This is a genomic window from Streptomyces sp. NPDC032161 (genome assembly GCF_040636995.1).
Classification (GTDB): Bacteria; Actinomycetota; Actinomycetes; order Streptomycetales; family Streptomycetaceae; genus Streptomyces.
Window position 1 is genome coordinate 103074 of record NZ_JBEZVN010000014.1, and the last position, 18308, is coordinate 121381.

Genomic DNA, 18308 nt, shown 5'->3' on the forward strand with positions numbered 1-18308 from the left:
GCACGGCGGGGCCCTTCCGGATCAGAGCAGGTACGGCAGCAGCGTGTCCGGGGTGAGCGGCAGAGTCCGCAACCGGACGCCGGTGGCGTGCCGGACCGCGTTGCCGACGGCCGCCGCCGCGCCCACGATGCCGATCTCGCCGATGCCCTTGCTGCCCATCGGGTTGAGGTGGGGGTCGTCCTCGTCGATCCACTGCGCCTCGATCCACGGCACGTCGGCACTGACCGGGACGTGGTACAGGGCCAGGTCGGTCTCGGTGAAGTCGCCGAAGACGGGGTCCAGTGCGCTCGCCTCGGTCAGGGCCATACCGATGCCCATCGTCATTCCGCCGATGAACTGGGAGCGCGCGGTACGGGGGTTGAGGACGCGTCCGGCGGCGAAGACGCCGAGCATCCGGCGCACCCGCGTCTCGCCGGTGCGCGAGTCGACGGCGACCTCCGCGAAGTGCGCGCCGAACGCGTGCCGTGCGTAGGGGGATCCCTCGGAGACGTCCCGCCCGGTGTCGACGTGGGCCGTCAGCCCCTCAGGAGGAAGGGGGCCCGTGCGCTCGTGGAGCAGTCGCAGGAGGGCGGTGGACGCCTTGTGCACGGCCCAGCCCCAGGAGGCGGTTCCCGAGGAACCCCCGGCCAGGGAGGCGTCGGGCAGGTCGCTGCTGCCGATGTCGATCCGTACGTTCGTCACCGGAGTGCCGAGCGCGGCGGCCGCGATCTGCGCGAGCACGGTACGGGCCCCGGTCCCGATGTCGGTGGCGTTGACGCGGACGTGGTACGAGCCGTCGGGTGCCGCGTGCGCCGAGGCGGCGGAGGCCATGACGTACACGGGATAGGTGGCGGAGGCCACGCCCGTGCCGATGAGCAGCGGCCCTTCCTCGCGGACGGCGGGGCGCGGGTCGCGGTCACGCCAGCCGAAGCGTGCGGCCCCCTCCTCCAGGCAGGCGGCGAGACCGCGGCTGCTGAACGGGCGCCCCGAGTCGGGCTCGTCCACCGGGTCGTTGCGCAGGCGGAGTTCGACCGGGTCCATGCCGAGGGCCGAGGCGAGTTCGTCCATGGCGGACTCCAGCGCGTACATGCCCGGCGCCTCGCCCGGAGCGCGCATCCAGGACGGGCTCGGCACGTCCAGGGCCGCGACGCGATGGGTGGTGAGACTGTGCCCGGATCCGTACATCACCCGGGTGGGAACGGCCGCCTGCTCCACGAACTCCTTGACGGTGGAGGTGTGGGTGACGACCTCGTGGACGACCGAGGTCAGGGTGCCGTCGTCCTCGGCGCCGAGCCGGACCCGCTGCACGGTGGGCGCGCGATGACCGACGACGGTGGCCAACTGGCGTCGTGGCAGGGCGACCTTGACGGGGCGTCCGGTGTGCCGCGCGGCCATGGCGGCCAGCACGGTCTGCGGGCGCGGGGTTCCCTTCGAGCCGAAGCCCCCGCCGACGTGCTCGGCGACCACGGTGATCTGCTGCGGGCGGAGCCCGAACGCTGCGGCGAGGCTGTTGCGGACCGTGGTGGAGCCCTGGCTGGAGTCGTACACGGTCAGGTGGCCGTCGTCGGTCCATCGCGCGGTGGCGGCGTGCGGTTCCATGGGGTGGTTGTGCAGGGGGCCGACGGTGTAGGTGGCGTCGATCTGGACGGGCGACGTGGCGAAGGCACGATCGGCGTCGCCGCGCTCCCGCACGGCGGGATAGCCGCCGTTGACGGTCTCGGGGGTGTAGAGGCCGGTGTGCTCGGCGGTCAGCAGGACGTCGTGCGGGGCGGTCGCGTAGGAGATCCGCAGCGCCCCGGCCCCGGCCCGGGCCTGTTCGAGCGTGTCGGCGACCACGAGCGCCACGTACCAGCCCCGGTGCGGGACCCGGTCGTCCTGGAGGACGGCGAGGATCGGGTCGTCCGGTTCCTTCAGCGCCGGGGCGTTGTCGTGGGTGAGGACGGCGTGCACCCCGGGCAGGGCCAGCGCCTCCTCTGCGCCGACGGCGGTGACGCGGCCGTGGGCGATCGTGGCCGGGACGGGCCACCCGTACAGGCAGCCCGGCGGGGTGTGCTCGGCGGCGTAGCGGGCGGCGCCCGTGACCTTGTCCCGGCCCTCGCGGCGGACGACGGGGCTGCCCAGTGGTGACGGGGCCTGGCTCATGACGGGTCCTCACGTCTGCGGATCGGTGTGTCGGCGTGACCGCGATCGGTCAGCCGTCGGCGGCGAGTTCGCTCAGCGCGTCGACGGCCAGGCTGTGGGCGAGGCCCACCTTGAACGCGTTGTCGCGCAGAGGGCGGGCCCCGGCGAGTTCGGCGTCCGCGGCCCGGGCGAAGGTCTCCTCGGTGGCGGGCGCGCCGCGCAGCACCCGTTCCGCGGTGCGGGCCCGCCAGGGCCGGTGGGCGAGGCCCCCGAAGGCCAGTGCCGCGTGGGCGATCCGTCCGTCGCGGACGCTCAGCACGGCGGCGACGGAGGCCAGGGCGAAGGCGAACGAGGCGCGGTCGCGGGCCTTGCGGTAGAGGGAGCCCGCGCCGTCCGGGACGGGCGGCAGGACCACATGGGTGACGAGTTCCCCCGCCCGGAGCTCGGTGTCCCGGTCCGGGGCGTCGCCGGGCAGCCGGTGGAAGTCCGTGGCCGGTACGGTCCGTTCGCCGTCCGGCCCGTGCAGGAGGACGGTGGCGTCGAGGGCGGACAGGGCGACGGCCATGTCGGACGGGTGGGTGGCCACGCAGTGCTCGGAGTGGCCGAGCACGGCGAGATCGCGGTGGGCGCCCTCGCGGGCGGGGCAGCCGGTGCCGGGTTCCCGCTTGTTGCACGGCTTGGATACGTCCTGGAAGTACGGGCAGCGGGTGCGCTGGAGCAGGTTGCCACCGGTGGTGGCGGTGTTGCGGAGCTGCCCGGAGGCACCGGACAGCAGCGCCTGCGACAGGGCCGGGTAGCGGACGCGCACGGCGGGGTGGGCGGCCAGATCGCTGTTGCGCGCGGTCGCGCCGATGCGCAGGCCGCCGTCGTCGGTGTCGGCCACCTCGGTCAGGGGCAGCCGGCCGATGTCGATGAGCAGGCGGGGGGTCTCCACCCCCAGCTTCATCAGGTCGACGAGGTTGGTTCCGCCGCCGAGGAAACGGGCGCCGGGGTGGGCGGCGTGTTCGCGGACCGCCTCGGCGGCGGTGCGGGCGCGGAGGTAGGCGAAGGGTCTCACGGCGCCACGTCCTCGATCGCCTCGACGATGCGGGGATAGGCGCCGCAGCGGCACAGGTTGCCGCTCATCCGTTCGCGGATCTCTGCGGCGTCCAGCGGGGCCGGGACGGCCAGGGGGGCGGTGCGCGCGGTGGCGTGGGACGGGAAGCCGTCCGCCGCCTCGCCGAGCATGCCGACGGCGGAACAGATCTGGCCGGGTGTGCAGTACCCGCACTGCAGGGCGTCCCGTTCCATGAAGGCTTCCTGGAGGGGGTGGAGCCGGTCGCCGTCCGCGAGTCCCTCGACGGTGGTGACGCGGGCGCCGTCGTGCGCCACGGCGAGCAGCAGGCAGCTGTTGGCGCGGCGGCCGTCGACGATGACGGTGCACGCCCCGCACTGTCCGTGGTCGCAGCCCTTCTTCGCGCCGGTGAGGCCGAGGTGCTCGCGCAGGGCGTCCAGGACCGTGGTGCGGTGATCGAGCGTCAGCGTCCGCTCCGTTCCGTCGACGTACAGCGTCAGGGTGGACCGGTCGACGGTCGTGTCCGTCGCTCCCGGCTGCCCCGCGCCGCCGTCCCGCCTGTGTGAGGGATCCACTCGCCCGCACCTTTCAGAGGTGACCTTTTGCCCGTTTTGTACCAGATGGAATGGCACTTCCCGGCCCATTGCTCCGTAGCGGGGCCCCGTCCGGCCGCCCTACCGGGCTCCCCCGCCCGCCACACCGCCGCCCCGGTTCTCCAGGCGGAGGCGCACCTCCTCCTCCTGGTCCCCGGAGACGGTTCCGACGACCCGTACGTCGAAGGCGTGCGCCAGGCTCCGCCGGAGCCGTTCGACCGCCCAGTAGCCGCCCTGCACGTCGAGCGAGACGGGCTCGCCGAGCGGCGCCGGTCCCGAGACCACCCGTTCCTCGGTGACGTCGACGGTCGCGGTCCATGCGGTGGGACGCTTCTCCGCGAGTTTCCTCGGCACGTCGACGGAGGCCCGGTCGGTGGTGAAGGCGGCCCGCAGCGCGTCGAAGACCATCCGCGCGTCGCCGGTGTCGCAGCCACTGATGACGACCGAGACGTCCTGGCCGTGCAGGCCCTCGTCGGCCCGCTCCTCGATGGTGTTCACCGTGGTTTCCTCCGCTCCGCGTGCTGCGCGGGCCCCGCGCCGGGGCCCGCGGACTGGGGTCCCCTCCAGGCTCACCCCGCGGCCGGACGACGGCGACACGAGCGGACCGCCGGAGGCGGACACCGGACGGAGGGGCCCCGCGCCGGCCGCCCGGCATTCCGGCCGCCACCTCGAAACGAAACTCTTTTAAGGTTCATATCCACTTAAAACATGAATTCGTCGTCATAACCGACTGGCACCCGTTCCTCGGGGTATCGGGGAGGCATGGACGTATCGAACGGAGACATCGGCTCACTGGCCCTTCTCCTCGCCGACGGGCGGGGCGCCACCGGGTCGGTGATGGGCATCATCGGCATCGCGCTGGTGGGTGTGCTGATCGGCGCGGTCTGGCTGGGCAGGAGGCGCCGGCTCCAGGAGCTTCCGCCGCCCCGGCCCGAGGAGCAGCCGCCGCGGCCCGACCACCGCGCCCACATCGAGCAGCGCGATGTGCACGGCGACGACAGCTTCCCGCCCGACCGCAGGGGGCTGTCCCCCTACGAGCTCGGGGACCACGGGAGCGAGACCATCCGGCACGACACCGACGAACGACGCGACTGACACGCGCCCCACCCCGCCCGACGCCCCGCCGGACGCCGTGCGGGACGCGGTGCGCGCGGCCGTCGCGTGTTGCGGGAGCGATCGGCCGCGGAGAGGCTGGGGTGGCCCCCGAGGACCGGCGCGCACGCGCCGCCCGAACGACCGATGAAGGCAGTGGGACCATGACCGCAAGCCGTCCCGGGGCGGTGTCGATGCCGGCGCCGCTGACCGGGTCCGCAGCGCCCTGCTGGGTCAATCTCATGACCCGCGACCTGGAATCGGCGCAGCGCTTCTACTCCGCCGTACTGGACTGGTCCTTCCGGCCGGGCCGGCTGGGCCAGGAGTTCTCCGTCGCGCGCCGGGGGGACGTGCCGGTCGCCGGCATCGGCGCGGTGGCGACCGCCTATCGCGTGGCGGTGGCCTGGACCCCCTATTTCTCCGTTCCCGACGCCGACGCGGCGGCGGCGCGCATCCGTGAGCGCAGCGGCACGGTCGCGGTGGGGCCGCTCGCCTTCGGAAAGGGGCGGGGCGCGCTGGCGGCGGACCGCGACGGCGCGGTGTTCGGCATCTGGGAGCGCACGGAGCCCGCGACCTCGCCGCCCGCCCCGGACGGTCATTCGCACGCCTGGCTGAGCCTGCACACCAGGAACGCCTTCGACGCGGCGATCTTCTACGGCGAGGTGCTCGACTGGGCCAGCGGGCGGCCCGGGTGCTGCGAGGTGTCGTACGAGAAGGACGAGGTCGTCGTCGACTGCGCCGGGCGCCGACTGGCCCGGATCAGCTCGGGCGCGGTGGAGGCCGCCCCCGATCCGCTGGTCCGGCCGCACTGGCGGGTCCATTTCCCCGTCGCCGACGTGGACGCGGCGGTCGAGGCGGCGCGGCGGCACGGCGGGAGCCTGGTCGAGCGGCTCCCGGCGGGGCAGGGCGGCGAGGCGATCCTGCTGGACCCGGACGGCGGCCTCTTCACGGTCACCGACGCCCGGGGGCCCGCCGCGTGACGACCGGGTTGCCCCGTCCGGCGGTCACCTCTCCTGCTCGGACGCGGAGCGGGCGAGCAGCCGGGCCGGTACGACGAACCAGCAGATCAGGAACCACAACGCCATCGCGCCGACGAGCCACGGCGCGACCGCGTCGTGCAGGGCCACCCTCAGGACGAGCAGCAGCGCGGAACACATCGTGCAGAACAGCAGGGCGAGTCCGAGCACGGTCAGCCGGGCCGCCAGGGTGACCGTCTGCGGCTTGAGCCGTCGTCCCGTGAGCATGCGGTGGTACGACACGGGCCCGATCAGCGCGGCCGCGGTGGCGGATCCCAGCATCACCGTGACCACGTAGATGGTGCGGTCGGCGGCCGACAGCTCCGCGAAACGCGGCTGGAAGACGACGGCGAGCAGCAGACCGAACAGGATCTGGACACCGGTCTGGGCGACCCGCAGCTCCTGGAGCAGTTCGGCCCATTGCCGGTCCGCCCGCTCGTCTGGCGTCTCGTGGCGCCCCGTGCCGGGGCCCCCGCCGGCGGGAGGTGGAGTGGAGTTCACCGTGGGACACCGTCCGGATGCGTGGAGTACGTGGGCCCACCTTAGGTCTTTCCGCCAAGATCCCGGTGGAGCCTCGACGGCCGGACCGGTCCCGCCTAGGCTTTCGAACACGGCATCGCGCGTCGGTCACCGGCCGGGTGAGGCGTGGAGGTGCCCGTGAGATGCCCGTTGGAGGCATTCCACAGTGTCTGTCGAGTTGAATCACACCATCGTCCACGCCCGGGACAAGCGCGAGTCCGCCGAGTTCCTGGCGGACATACTGGGCCTTGAAGTCGGCGAGGAATGGGGTCCGTTCATCCCGCTCGCCACCGCGAACGGGGTCACCCTGGACTTCGCGACCGTCCCCGAGGAATCGATCGCCATGCAGCACTACGCCTTCCTCGTCTCGGAGGCGGAGTTCGACACGGCGTACGCCCGCATCAAGGAGCTCGGGCTCACGTACTACGCCGATCCGCACCGGGAGCGCCCGGGCGAGATCAACCACAACGACGGCGGCCGGGGCGTCTACTTCCTCGACCCCTCCGGTCACGCGATGGAGCTCATCACGCGCCCGTACGGAGGCTTCCCCTCGTAACGTCCGCGACGCCTCTCCCTCGTGACACGCACGGGGTGCGTGGCACGTGCGGGGCGGATACGCGACCGGGGCCCGGTCGGGGGTCGTGCGACTCCGGCCGGGCCCTTCCGCATCGGTGGCGGCCGACGCCGTGTGCCGTGCCCGCGGAGGGCACTCTCCCCGAAGGATCAGGCGACCGGCAGCAGCAGTTCGGGCCGGTCCCACATCACGGCGGGCGGGGCCGCCGCGCGGGTGCCGGTCCGCCGGGCGCCCATGCTCCGGTAGAAGCCCTCGGCCGGCGGGTGCGAGACGACGTGGACGCCGGTCAGGCCCGTGCGCCGCGCCTCGTCGCGCAGATGCCCGATGAGCAGCCGCCCGATGCCGCGCCCCTGGGCCTCGTCGGCGACGAAGAGGAGGTCGAGCTCCGGCGGATCGAGGATCAGCGCGTAGAAGCCGAGGACCCGGTCGTCGGCGTCGACGGTCGCGAAGACGCGGTGGTTCTCGATGTAGTCGGCCCCGACCCGGTATCCGGCGACCATGGCGGCGTAGGGCCCCTCGTAGGCGCGGGAGGTCCTCACTATTCGGGTGAGCCGCCGGGCGTCCCGCGCGGTCGCGCGCCTGACGCGCACGCCCTCCCACGTTCCGCCATCCGGGCGCGTAATACCTGCATTCATATGCAGATCATTACATACGAGTTCGCGCCCGCCCCCTCCTCCGTCGCCGGGCCCCGCCCGGCGCACGGACGACGGGCTCAGGAACGGCGGTGCGCCGCGCGCCACTCCTCGACCATGGCCTCGATGTCGAACGGTTCGAGGTTGAGCAGGGGCCCGGGCGGCGGCCTGCGGACGGCCGCCCGGATCTTCTCGTCGACCTCGGTCAGCAGGCGTCGCACCTCCGCCTCCGTCCGCGCCCGGGAGACGGCTTCCCGTACGCCCTCCGCCTCCTTGCGCAGCGCCAGCGCGGGCGGGAGCACCGACACCCCTTCCCGCCGCAGCTTCCGCTTGATCCACCAGTCCTCGTCGTAGGGAGCCGCGAGGCCGTCTATCGGCCTCCCGAATCCCGGCAACCGCGAGATGTCGTCGCGCTGTTCGGATTCGAGGATCTGCTTGTCGACCCAGGACTCGAAGCTCACGCCCGGGGGCTTGCGTTCGGTCAAGGCGACCCCTTCCGGAGGCGATACGGTCCGGCACCTCTCACGATACCCACGGCACCGGCGCACCTCCGCCCCCGCGGGTGCGGCGCGGCCGGTCGTGGCGCCGACGCCCGGGTTCAGTGCGCATGCCCCTCGCCCGCACCGGTGCCGCCACCCCGGCCGTCCCGCGTCTCCTGCGGCGAGGCCGTCGCCCGGACCGTGAACGCCGCGGCGCGGACCTCGCCCTCGTGCCGGAAGTCGAGAAAGAGCCGGTACGTGCCCGCGGTGGGTGCGGTCGCGGCGAAGGAGACCTCGGGGCCCGGCCCGCCCTCGTTCGGGTGGACGTGCGGATAGGCCAGGTCGCCCGAGCGCAGGGCCACCAGGTGCCCGTAGGCGCCGAGGCAGGGCTGGAGGTCGGTGAGGGGGCGGCCATGCCTGCTGACGCCCAGCTTCAGCTCCCCGCTCCGCCCGGCGCGCAGCGCGCCGTCGAGCGACACCCGGTAGCCGTCCACGTCGACGGTGGACCGCGGGGCCGGCAGGGAGGCGGGGCGATAAAACGCGCCCGAGACGGCCAGATCCGCGCCCAGCGTGAGATTCCCGGCCCCCTCGGCGGCGGGAGCGAAGTCGGCGAATGCCCGGTACCCGCCCGCCTCGGGCAGTTCGACGGGGCCGACCAGGTGCCGTCGGCCGCCCGGACGGGGTGCGGGTGACGGTACTGCGTGAGGTCGTTCGAGGCGAGGACGAGGTGGAGTTCCTTGCCGTGGCGGCGTTGGTGGGGGTATGAAGTCAATCCGGGTGGGCGACCCTCGCCACCGGGTACCCGCGGGCCGCTCAGGCGGGGACGACCAGCCCGTCACGCAGCCGCTCCACCGCGGCCCACGGAATCCTCAGGCCGTCGCGCACATAGCCGTCGAGTCCACCCCAGCGCTCGTCCATGGCGTCGAGCGCCACGTCGAGGTAGCGGGGACGGACCTCGACGATCGCGGAAGCGATCTCCGGGTCGCCCCCGGCGTCGAGGAAGCCCCGCACATAGGGCGCGCAGGTCCCCCACGCGACGCGGTTCACGGCGAGGAACTCGGCCCGCGCCGCCTCGCGCGACGCGCCGAGCAGCATGAGGAGCAGCACGGCGGCCCAGCCGGTGCGGTCCTTGCCCGTCGTGCAGTGGAACAGCACCGGGCGGGCACGGTCGTCGGCCGCCGTCTCCACGAAGGCCCGGTAGGCGGCGGACGCGCAGGGCGAGAGCACCATCCGCCGGTAGGACCCGGCGAACACCTCCTCCGCCTTCCCGTCCCCCAGCAGCCGGTCGGCCGCCGCCGGGTCGGCGAGCAGGGCACGCAGACGGGCGGGCGCGAGACCGGGGTTGTCACCGAGCACGTCGGCGACGAACAGCCGCGCGCCGGGCGGCAGCCGGTCGGGGGCCGCCGCGCGCTCGTCGGCGGTCCGCAGGTCGACCACGGTGCGGATGCCGAACGCGGCGACCGCCGTGTCGCGTTCGACGTCGAGTTCACCCAGCCCGCCGGAGCGCAGCACGGCACCGGGCCGGACGAACCGGTCGGGCCCCACGGCGATCCCGCCCAGGTCCCGCAGATTGACGACGGTGGACGCCGGGACGGCTCTGGCGGTCTCCACGATGGACTTCCCCTTCACCCGGCGCCGGTCAGAACGTGCGTCAGAAATAGTCATGTATGACCGTTTCCAACGTCGCACGCGGTCGGGGATTCGACAAAGGAAAACGCCGCAGGGGCGCCGATCGGGGAACGGCCGGGGCCGGGTTGTCCGTGCGGTGCGCACCCGGGCCCCGGTCCCGTCACAGGGGGACGACGGTGACCTCGGTCGCCTTGACGACGGTCCACACGGACGTCCCCTCGCCCAGCCCCAGCTCGCCCGCCGCCTCGGGGGTGATCTCCGCGACGAGGTCGGGCACCTCGTCCGAGTCGACCACCAGCCGGAGCCGGCTTCCCGTGGCGGTGAGCTCGCGCACCGTTCCGGGCCAGACGTTCCGGGGGCTTCCCCCGGGCCTGACGCGGTGCACGGACACCGCCTCCGGCGCGATGACCGCGAGGGCCGCCGTCCCCTCGGGGAGCGGGTCCGCGACGACCAGGCGGCCGCCGCCCGCGAGGCCGAGCGTGCCGTCGGCCGCCGCGGTGCCCGGCCAGGCGTTGCGGCCGAGCATCCGGGCGACCCAGGGCGAACGCGGATGGCGGGTCACCTCGGCCGGGGGCGCGTACTGGAAGGTGCGGCCCTCCTCCAGCACGAGCACCCGGTCGGCGAGCGACACCGCCTCGACGGGGTCGTGGGTGACGATCAGGCAGACGCCGCCGAACCCGGCGAGATGGGTGCGCAGGGTGTGGCGGACATGGGCCCGGGTGGTCTGGTCGAGCGCCGCGAGCGGTTCGTCGAGCAGCAGCAGCCGGGGGCGGGCGGCGAGGGCGCGGGCCAGTGCCACGCGCTGCGCCTGTCCTCCGGAGAGCTGGGCCGGTCTGCGGTGGGCGAGCCGGCCGACGCCCAGGCGGTCGAGCCACTGCTGGGCCTCGCGGCGGGCGTCGCCCCGGGGGACGCCGCGGGCACGGAGCCCGTACGCCGTGTTCGACAGCGCGGTCAGGTGCGGGAAGAGGGCGCCGTCCTGCGGCACCCAGGCGACCTGACGGCGGTGCGGTGGCTGCGCGGTGACGTCGGCGGCACCGAGGCGCAGCACGGCCCGGGAGCGGCGGGTCAGGCCGAGGAGCGAGCGCAACAGGGTGGTCTTGCCCGCGCCGTTGGGCCCGACGACGGCGATCGTCGTGCCGGGACCGGCATCGAGGGTGAGCCGGTTGAAGCCGGTGACGTCGGCGTGCAGCGGGCAGTCCTCCCGCGGGGCCCGGGCAGGAGCCGGGGCCGGGTCCTCCCGCCGGCCCGGGGCGCCGGGCGGGGTGCCCGGCGTCTCCGCACCGCGCGCGTCGTCCGGCAGGGGCGCGGGGGCGCGTCGGCGGTCGCGGGGCGTGCCGGTCCAGCGTCCGCGCAGGGCGACGAGTACGGCCATGGCGATGGCGAGGAGCAGGAGCGAGACGGAGGTGGCGGCCTCCGGGGAGTCCTGGAGGAGCAGGTACACCTGGAGGGGCAGGGTCTGCGTGGTGCCGGGCAGGTTGCCCGCGAACGTGATGGTCGCGCCGAACTCGCCCAGCGCCCGCGCCCAGGTGAGCGCGGCCCCGGCGGCGAGCCCGGGGGCGACCATCGGGAGCGTGACGGTCAGGAACACCCGGATCGGTGAGGCCCCCAGGGAGGCCGCGGTCTCCTCGTACGCGGGCCGCAGACCGGCCAGTGCCCCTTCGAGGCTGATGACGAGGAACGGCATGGCGACGAAGGCCGCCGCGACCACCGCGCCCGAGGTGTGGAACGGCAGGGTGACACCGAACGTGTCCTCCAGCCAGGGCCCCAGCAAACCCCGGCGGCCGAAGCCGAGGAGGAGCGCCACGCCTCCGACCGTGGGCGGCAGCACCATCGGCAGCAGGACCAGTGAGCGCACGAACCCCTTGCCGGGGAAGTCCACCCGGGCCAGCAGCCAGGCCAGCGGCACCCCGAGCAGCAGCGACAGACCCAGGGCCCAGAACGAGACGAGCAGGGACAGCCCGAGCGCCTGGGTGACGCCCGGGGAGGTGAGATGGGTGCCGAGATCGGCCCAGGGGGTACGGGCCAGGATGCCGATCAGCGGGATCATCAGGAACGCGACGGCGAGCAGCGCGGGCAGCGCCAGGGCGACGGGGGTGCGCGCGCCGGAAAGGCGGCTGCGAAGGGCTCTCATCGGGGGTTCCCGGGGCGATGTCGGCACGGACGCCGCCCGGTCCCCGGACCGGGGGCGGGCGGGCGCCCGCGGATGCGAACGGCGTTCCGTACGGGCTACGGCTGCTGGAAGCCCGCGGCCCCGAGGATCTTCTGCGCCTCCGGTCCGCCGAGCCACTTCACGAATGCCGCGGCGGCGTCGGCGTGCGCGGACTGGCGCAGCGTGGCGGCCGGGTAGGTGGCGACGGCGTTCTGCGCGTCGGGGATGTCGACGGCGTCGACCTTGTCGGTGGCCGATTCGGCGTCCGTCCTGTAGACGATGCCCGCGTCCGCCTCGCCGAGTTCGACCTTGCTGAGCACGGCGCGGACGTTGGGTTCCTGGGAGACCGGCCGGACATGGAGCTTCTGGGCGTCGAGGACCTGCTTGCCGTAGCGGCCGACCGGGACCTCGGGAGCGGCCAGGACCACCTTGAGGTCCTTCCTGGTCAGGTCCTTCAGTCCGGTGATCTTCTCCGGGTTGCCCTCCGCGGTGGCGATGACGAGGCGGTTCTTCGCGATGACGGCGGGGGTGCCGGTGTCGGACTTCAGCCCGTCCATCGTCCTGGTGTCGGCGGTGACCAGGGCGTCCGCCGGGGCTCCCTGCCGCACCTGGGCGGCGAGTTCCTGGGATCCGGCGAAGGAGAACGTCACCTTCGTACCGGGGTGCGCCTTCTCGTACGCGGCGCCCGCGGTCTTGAACACATCGGTGAGCGACGCCGCGGCGAGGACCGTCAGCCGGGCGCCGGGGGCCGTCGTCGGCGTACCGGCGGCGTCCTTCTCGTCGTCGGCGCCGCAGGCGGCGAGCGGGACCAGCAGTGCGGCGGTCACGAGCGCGGCGGCGGCGCGGCGCCGGGTGAAGGGGGTCGTCATGATGGGGCCGGGCTCCTCGGGGGTCGTGCGCGTCGCGGACGAGGCGCGGTCAGACACGGTCGATGTGCACGTTGGTGGACTTCACGCGGGCGGTGGCCCGCATGCCGACCTCCAGTCCGAGTTCCTCGACGGCTTCGCGGGTGAGCAGGGACACCAGCCGGTGCGGACCCGCCTGGATCTCGACCTGGGCGGCGATGTCGCCGAGTTTCACCGCGGTGACGATGCCGGGGAAGGCGTTGCGCGCCGTCGTGTACGAGGGTTCGTCGTCGCCCCCGCCGCTCTGGCCGGTCTCGACGGCGAGCGCGGCCAGATCGCGGCCCGCGATGAGCCGTCGGCCGTTCTCGTCGCGGTGGGTCGCGACCCTTCCGGCGTCCGCCCAGCGGCGGGCCGTGTCGGGGCTCACCCCAGCAGGCGCGCCGCCTGCCCGATCGTGTAGGACTGCATGTGCGCCAAGATATTCGCATTTACCTTGCGTTTACAATCCGTACGGCTGATTCGCGGCGCAGATGTCAGCCGACCCGCGCGCGGCGGCGAGAGGGCGGGGCGACCAGGCAGCGGGCGGCACACCGGCGACCGCGCCGACGGCCGAGTCGGCGACCGGCGACCGGCGACCGGGGGGCCAGTGACGGGCCGTGCATGCCGTGGTACCGACCGCGCATGTCGTGGTACGGTGCGTTCGGCACATGTGTCATGCCTCACTCCGAGGCCCCCTGTGCCGCCCCCTCTTCTTCAGGCTGCCGCTCCCGCCCTTCTCCGGTCGGCGGTCCAGCTCTCCCGCACCACTTTCTCCAGTCCGGTTCGGGCTTCCCCGTGCCGGATTTCTCCGCCCGTCGACCGGGGCGTGATCCCGTCCGCCCCCGATGTCGTCCGGGCCCCTTCATCCGTCCTGCCCGCGAAAGGACCACCCACATGACGAGCACCCTCGAACTCCCCCTCAATCAAGGGGAGTTGCCCGGCGGGGCCATCGGCATCCTGGACATCACGCACCAGGGTCGCGGCACTCTGCGCACCCGGGCCGACCGCCCCTCCCCCGGCGACGTGCAGGTCCCCGCCGCCCTGATCCACCGTCACGCCCTGCGCCGGGGGGACCTGGTGGAGGGCGTCTACGACCGGCCCCGCGTCCTGTCCGACGTGGTACGCGTCGACGGCCGCTCCCCCGGAGCGCTGCGGGAGCGGCCCCACTTCCGTGATCTCACGCCGATCCACCCGCGGCGGCGGCTGCGCCTGGAGACGCCCTCGGGCGGTCCGGCGCCCCGGCTCGTCGATCTCGTCTCGCCCGTCGGCAAGGGGCAGCGCGGTCTCGTGGTGGCGCCACCCAGGGCCGGCAAGACGGTGCTGCTGCGGCAGTTGGCCGAGGCCGTCGCCACGAACCATCCCGAATGCCGTCTGATGGTGGTGCTGATCGACGAACGCCCCGAAGAGGTGACGGACATGCGCAGGTCCGTGCGGGGCGAGGTGCTCGCCTCGACCTTCGACCGGCCCGCGCGGGAGCACATCGCGCTCGCCGACCTCGCGATCGAACGCGCCAAACGCCTGGTCGAGCGGGGTGAGGACGTCGTCGTCCTGCTGGACTCCCTGACCCGGCTGTGCCGCGCCCACAACAACGCGTCCGCGGCGGGCGGACGCACTCTCAGCGGCGGCATCGACGCGACTGCCCCGCTCGGCCCCAAGCGGCTCTTCGGTGCGGCCCGCCTCACCGAGGAGGGCGGCTCCCTCACCATTCTGGCCACCGCGCTGGTGGAGACCGGCTCGCGCGCCGACGACTACTTCTTCGAGGAGCTGAAGGGCACCGGCAACATGGAGCTCCGGCTGGACCGTGCGCTGGCCGACCGGCGCGTCCATCCGGCCGTCGACCTCCAGGCGTCCGGCACCCGCCGCGAGGAACTCCTCGTGCCTGACGTGGAGTTGCGGGCCATGCGCCGGCTGCGGCGCGCACTGCTCACCAGGAAGGACCCGCGGGCGGCGCTCGAGACACTGCTCGACCGGCTGCGGCGCACCCCCGACAACGCCGCGTTCCTGCGCACGGTCCACCTCACCGTCCCGGATGCCTGAGGCCGGGTCCCCTTTCCGGACACACGCCGGTCCGGCCGGTGGCGCGACCGACCGGACCCGCAAACGGAGGCGTCGTGCGAGGAGTTCAGGTGGCGATGTGCAACGAGGCCGTGTGCTCGCGTACCTGAGTCGGTGTCAGATAGGCGGTCGTGTACTCGAAGTCGCGCAGCCTGGCCGGGTTGCGGGACTGGAAGCCGGTGCGGACGAAGTCGTCGCCCGCGACGGCGTTCAGCATCCAGTTCGTCATCACACGTACCTTGGCGACGTTGGTCCGCAGCGCCCCCCAGTGGTAACCGCGGGCGACGGCCTGCGCGGTGACGCCGTGCAGTTCGACGCCGAGGGGCTTGGAGACCGCGTCCTTGCCGCCGAGGTCCACGACCAGACCGAGGTCCCGGTGCACGTACGGCTTCAGCGGCTGGTGCCGCAGCGTGGCGATGAGGTTGTCGGCGAGCGTGCGGCCCTGGCGCGAGGCGTGCTGCGCGGTGGGCGGGCACACCGCCCCGTCGCCCTTGCTCAGGTCCGGTACGGCCGCGGCGTCGCCGAGCGCGAAGACGCCGTCGAAGCCCGGCAGGCGCATCTCGGGGGTCACCGCCAGCCGGCCGCGCACCGTCTCCGCCCCGAAGGTGGACACCAACGGGCTCGCGGCGACGCCCGCCGTCCAGATCAGCGTCCGGCAGGGCACGACCCGTCCGTCGGTGAAGGTCACGTGCTCGGGACCGGCCTCGGCGATCGAGACGCCGAGCGAGACCTCTATGCCGCGTGCGCGCAGCATCTCCAGGGCGCTGCGGCCGAGCTTGTCCCCGAGTTCGGGCATGAGCTTCGGGGCGATGTCGATGAGGTGCCACTTGATGAGTTCCGGGTCGAGCCGGGGGTAGTACCTGACCGCGTTGGTGGTCAGGCGCTGGAGGCAGGCCGCCGTCTCGGTGCCCGCGTATCCGCCGCCGACCACCACGAACTGGAGGCGCGAGGCCCGCTCGTCCTCGTCGGGGCTGGCGTCCGCGAGATCGAGCTGGGCGATCACGTGGTCCCGGACGTACGCGGCCTCGGCGAGCGACTTCATGCCCCGGGCGTGATCGAGGAGGCCGGGGATGTCGAAGGTGCGGGTGATGCTTCCGGGGCACAGGACGATGTAGTCGTAGGGCTCGTAGACGATCTCGTCGGTGATCTTGCGGATGACGCAGATCTTCGCCTTGGGGTCCACGCCGATGCCGCCTCCCGGAATGATCCGGGTGCGGTGCTTGCGGCTGCGGCGCAGCGACACCGCGACGGACTGCGGGGTGAGCACACCGGCCGCCACATGGGGCAGGAGGGGGAGGTAGAGCTGGTACGAGAACGGGGTGACGAGCGCGATCTCCGCCTCGCCCGGCATGAGTCTGCGCTCCAGGCGGCGTACGCACTCCACGCCGGCGAATCCGGCGCCGACAACGAGAATCCTGGGTCGTGCCACAGTGTTCGTCCCTCCTCGGGCATGCTCGGTCGTCCGTTCGCCGGCCCCGTCGCACACGCCCGTCCTCTCCCATCTTCACGAGCCGCGTGCGAATTCGCCTGTCGGGGACGACGGAGGGCCGATGCGGTCGCGCCGCCGGTCCGGGCCGCTCACCGGGCCGGGGCCGCGTTCACGACCGGTCCCCCGGAGGCATCGGGAGCGTCCCGGGAAGGTTCAGGGCTTCGTCGAGGGCGCGGAGCGAGGGGTGGTGCAGATCGAAGGCCGGGGACTCGGAGCGGATCCGCGGCATCGTGTGGAAGTTGTGCCGGGGCGGCGGGCAGGAGGTCGCCCACTCCAGGGAACGGCCGTAGCCCCAAGGGTCGTCGACACCCACGTTCCTGCCGTACCTGGCGGTCTTCCACACGTTGTAGAAGAACGGCAGCATCGACAGGCCGAGCAGGAACGAGGCGATCGTCGAGACCGTGTTCAGCGCGGTGAAGCCGTCGGCGGCGAGGTAGTCCGCGTAGCGACGCGGCATGCCCTCGGCACCGAGCCAGTGCTGCACCAGGAACGTGCCGTGGAAGCCCACGAACAGCGTCCAGAACGTGATCCTGCCGAGCCGCTCGTCCAGCATCCTGCCGGTGAACTTCGGCCACCAGAAGTGGAATCCGGCGAACATCGCGAAGACCACGGTGCCGAACACGACGTAGTGGAAGTGCGCGACGACGAAGTAGGTGTCCGAGACGTGGAAGTCCAGCGGGGGCGACGCCAGGATCACACCGGTCAGACCACCGAAGAGGAAGGTGACCAGGAATCCGACGGACCAGAGCATCGGGGTCTCGAAGGACAGCGACCCCTTCCACATCGTGCCGATCCAGTTGAAGAACTTCACCCCGGTGGGTACCGCGATGAGGAACGTCATGAACGAGAAGAACGGCAGCAGCACACCGCCGGTCACGAACATGTGGTGCGCCCACACGGTCGCCGACAGCCCGGCGATGGCGATGGTGGCGCTGATCAGGCCGATGTAGCCGAAGACCGGTTTGCGGCTGAACACCGGGATGATCTCGGTGACGATCCCGAAGAACGGCAGGGCGATGATGTACACCTCCGGATGGCCGAAGAACCAGAAGAGGTGCTGCCAGAGCAGTGCCCCGCCGTTGGCCGGGTCGAAGACGTGCGCGCCGAACTTCCGGTCCGCCTCCAGCACCAGCAGGGCCGCCGCGAGGACCGGGAAGGCCAGCAGGACCAGCACCGCCGTCAGCAGGACGTTCCAGACGAAGATCGGCATGCGGAACATGGTCATGCCGGGTGCGCGCATGCAGATGATCGTGGTGATGAAGTTGACCGAGCCGAGGATCGTACCGAACCCGGAGAGCGCCAGGCCCATGATCCACATGTCGGCGCCGACTCCTGGCGAACGGACCGCGTCGGAGAGCGGGGAGTAGGCGAACCAGCCGAAGTCGGCCGCGCCCTGCGGGGTGAGGAAGCCGCCGATCACGATCAGCGAGCCGAACAGGTACGCCCAGTAGGCGAACATGTTCAGCCGTGGGAACGCCACGTCGGGGGCGCCGATCTGCAACGGCATGATCCAGTTCGTGAAACCGGCGAACAGCGGGGTCGCGAACATCAGCAGCATGATCGTGCCGTGGATCGTGAACGCCTGGTTGAACTGCTCGGGCGAGAGGATCTGGATGCCCGGCCGGGCCAGTTCGGCGCGCATGACCAGGGCCAGCACCCCGCCGACGAGGAAGAACGCGAACGATGTGACCAGGTAGAGCGTGCCGATCGTCTTGTGGTCGGTGGTGGTCAGCCATCTGACGACGACGTTCCCGGGCTCCTTCGCGCGGACCGGAAGCTCGTCCGCGTACGCCTCCTCCTCGTCGGCGGCCCCCGATGTGCCCGTCGTCGTCACTGGGCCCCTCCTTCGGTCGTCGTTCGCGGGTGGACCGCGCGCCCGGCCGGGGCGCCTGCTCCACCGGGCCGGCCGCCGGACCGCTCCCACGTGCGTCACACCGGATCCCGGGTGCAGCAAACCAGCCACGGGGCCGCCGGGGGTGGCCCGGCACCCGCCGTGGCTCGACTTTCACCCGTCAGGGCGGCCACGGACACGCCGGTGCGCAC

General features: G+C 72.9%; 16 protein-coding genes and 2 pseudogenes. 4 read left to right on the forward strand and 14 right to left on the reverse strand.

The genetic code is table 11. The features are described 5' to 3' along the window. Positions 1–21: 21 nt before the first annotated feature. The 4 genes from AB0E67_RS23095 to AB0E67_RS23110 all read right to left on the reverse strand — a co-directional run bounded on the left by AB0E67_RS23095 (position 22) and on the right by AB0E67_RS23110 (position 4245). Positions 22–2121 (reverse strand): xanthine dehydrogenase family protein molybdopterin-binding subunit, encoded by a 2100-nt coding sequence (locus tag AB0E67_RS23095; RefSeq protein WP_362029900.1) that lies wholly within the window; start codon positions 2119–2121, stop codon positions 22–24. A 49-nt stretch (positions 2122–2170) separates the two neighbouring features. Next, positions 2171–3157 (reverse strand): xanthine dehydrogenase family protein subunit M, encoded by a 987-nt coding sequence (locus tag AB0E67_RS23100; RefSeq protein ID WP_362029903.1) that lies wholly within the window; start codon positions 3155–3157, stop codon positions 2171–2173. Next, on the reverse strand, positions 3154–3729 hold the full coding sequence (locus AB0E67_RS23105) for a 2Fe-2S iron-sulfur cluster-binding protein (protein ID WP_362029906.1): 576 nt from the start codon (positions 3727–3729) through the stop codon (positions 3154–3156). The genes AB0E67_RS23100 and AB0E67_RS23105 overlap by 4 nt, the downstream gene beginning before the upstream one ends. Before the next feature lie 99 nt (positions 3730–3828). Further along, on the reverse strand, positions 3829–4245 hold the full coding sequence (locus tag AB0E67_RS23110; protein WP_362029908.1) for a hypothetical protein: 417 nt from the start codon (positions 4243–4245) through the stop codon (positions 3829–3831). 264 nt (positions 4246–4509) lie between these two features. Here AB0E67_RS23110 and AB0E67_RS23115 point away from each other — a divergent pair, with 264 nt between their 5' ends. Together AB0E67_RS23115 and AB0E67_RS23120 are read left to right on the forward strand one after the other, a co-directional pair. After that, positions 4510–4842 carry a DUF6479 family protein gene (locus AB0E67_RS23115; RefSeq protein WP_362029911.1) on the forward strand — a complete coding sequence of 111 codons (333 nt, stop codon included), beginning with the start codon at positions 4510–4512 and terminating at the stop codon, positions 4840–4842. A gap of 239 nt (positions 4843–5081) precedes the next feature. Then, entirely contained in the window at positions 5082–5819 is a 738-nt protein-coding gene (locus AB0E67_RS23120; protein WP_362029995.1) for a VOC family protein, read from the forward strand. Positions 5820–5843: 24 nt separating this feature from the next. Here AB0E67_RS23120 and AB0E67_RS23125 read toward each other — a convergent pair whose 3' ends face one another. Continuing rightward, complete coding sequence (locus tag AB0E67_RS23125; RefSeq protein WP_362029914.1) at positions 5844–6356, reverse strand: DUF6328 family protein; 513 nt, start codon at positions 6354–6356, stop codon at positions 5844–5846. A gap of 184 nt (positions 6357–6540) precedes the next feature. On the opposite strand from AB0E67_RS23125, the gene AB0E67_RS23130 reads away from it, so the two are divergent. Continuing rightward, complete coding sequence (locus AB0E67_RS23130; protein ID WP_073789398.1) at positions 6541–6930, forward strand: VOC family protein; 390 nt, start codon at positions 6541–6543, stop codon at positions 6928–6930. 167 nt (positions 6931–7097) lie between these two features. Here AB0E67_RS23130 and AB0E67_RS23135 read toward each other — a convergent pair whose 3' ends face one another. From AB0E67_RS23135 to AB0E67_RS23165, 7 genes and pseudogenes are all read right to left on the reverse strand, one after another. After that, positions 7098–7583: a GNAT family N-acetyltransferase gene (locus AB0E67_RS23135; protein WP_362029918.1), complete on the reverse strand. Its 486-nt coding sequence runs from the start codon at positions 7581–7583 to the stop codon at positions 7098–7100. A gap of 77 nt (positions 7584–7660) precedes the next feature. Beyond that, positions 7661–8065, reverse strand: a complete 405-nt coding sequence (locus AB0E67_RS23140) for a DUF1992 domain-containing protein (protein WP_362029921.1) — start codon at positions 8063–8065, stop codon at positions 7661–7663. Between the two features lie 113 nt (positions 8066–8178). Then, positions 8179–8831: pseudogene (locus AB0E67_RS23145) on the reverse strand (hypothetical protein); the annotation flags it as partial. Positions 8832–8872: 41 nt separating this feature from the next. Next, a complete protein-coding gene (locus AB0E67_RS23150; RefSeq protein WP_362029924.1) occupies positions 8873–9670 on the reverse strand; it encodes a tyrosine-protein phosphatase in 798 nt (265 codons plus the stop codon). Positions 9671–9848: 178 nt separating this feature from the next. Beyond that, complete coding sequence (locus AB0E67_RS23155) at positions 9849–11819, reverse strand: ABC transporter permease (protein WP_362029927.1); 1971 nt, start codon at positions 11817–11819, stop codon at positions 9849–9851. A 95-nt stretch (positions 11820–11914) separates the two neighbouring features. Next, complete coding sequence (gene modA / locus AB0E67_RS23160) at positions 11915–12706, reverse strand: molybdate ABC transporter substrate-binding protein (RefSeq protein WP_362029930.1); 792 nt, start codon at positions 12704–12706, stop codon at positions 11915–11917. A 49-nt stretch (positions 12707–12755) separates the two neighbouring features. After that, positions 12756–13150 (reverse strand): annotated as a pseudogene (locus AB0E67_RS23165) (helix-turn-helix transcriptional regulator). Between the two features lie 465 nt (positions 13151–13615). Between AB0E67_RS23165 and rho the strand changes: the two are divergent. After that, positions 13616–14758, forward strand: a complete 1143-nt coding sequence (gene rho, locus AB0E67_RS23170) for a transcription termination factor Rho (protein ID WP_362029933.1) — start codon at positions 13616–13618, stop codon at positions 14756–14758. Positions 14759–14843: 85 nt separating this feature from the next. Here the strand turns inward: rho and AB0E67_RS23175 are convergent, their stop codons facing one another. Beyond that, positions 14844–16205, reverse strand: a complete 1362-nt coding sequence (locus tag AB0E67_RS23175) for an NAD(P)/FAD-dependent oxidoreductase (protein WP_362029936.1) — start codon at positions 16203–16205, stop codon at positions 14844–14846. Between the two features lie 169 nt (positions 16206–16374). Beyond that, entirely contained in the window at positions 16375–18099 is a 1725-nt protein-coding gene (ctaD, locus tag AB0E67_RS23180; protein ID WP_362029939.1) for a cytochrome c oxidase subunit I, read from the reverse strand. Positions 18100–18308: the final 209 nt, after the last annotated feature.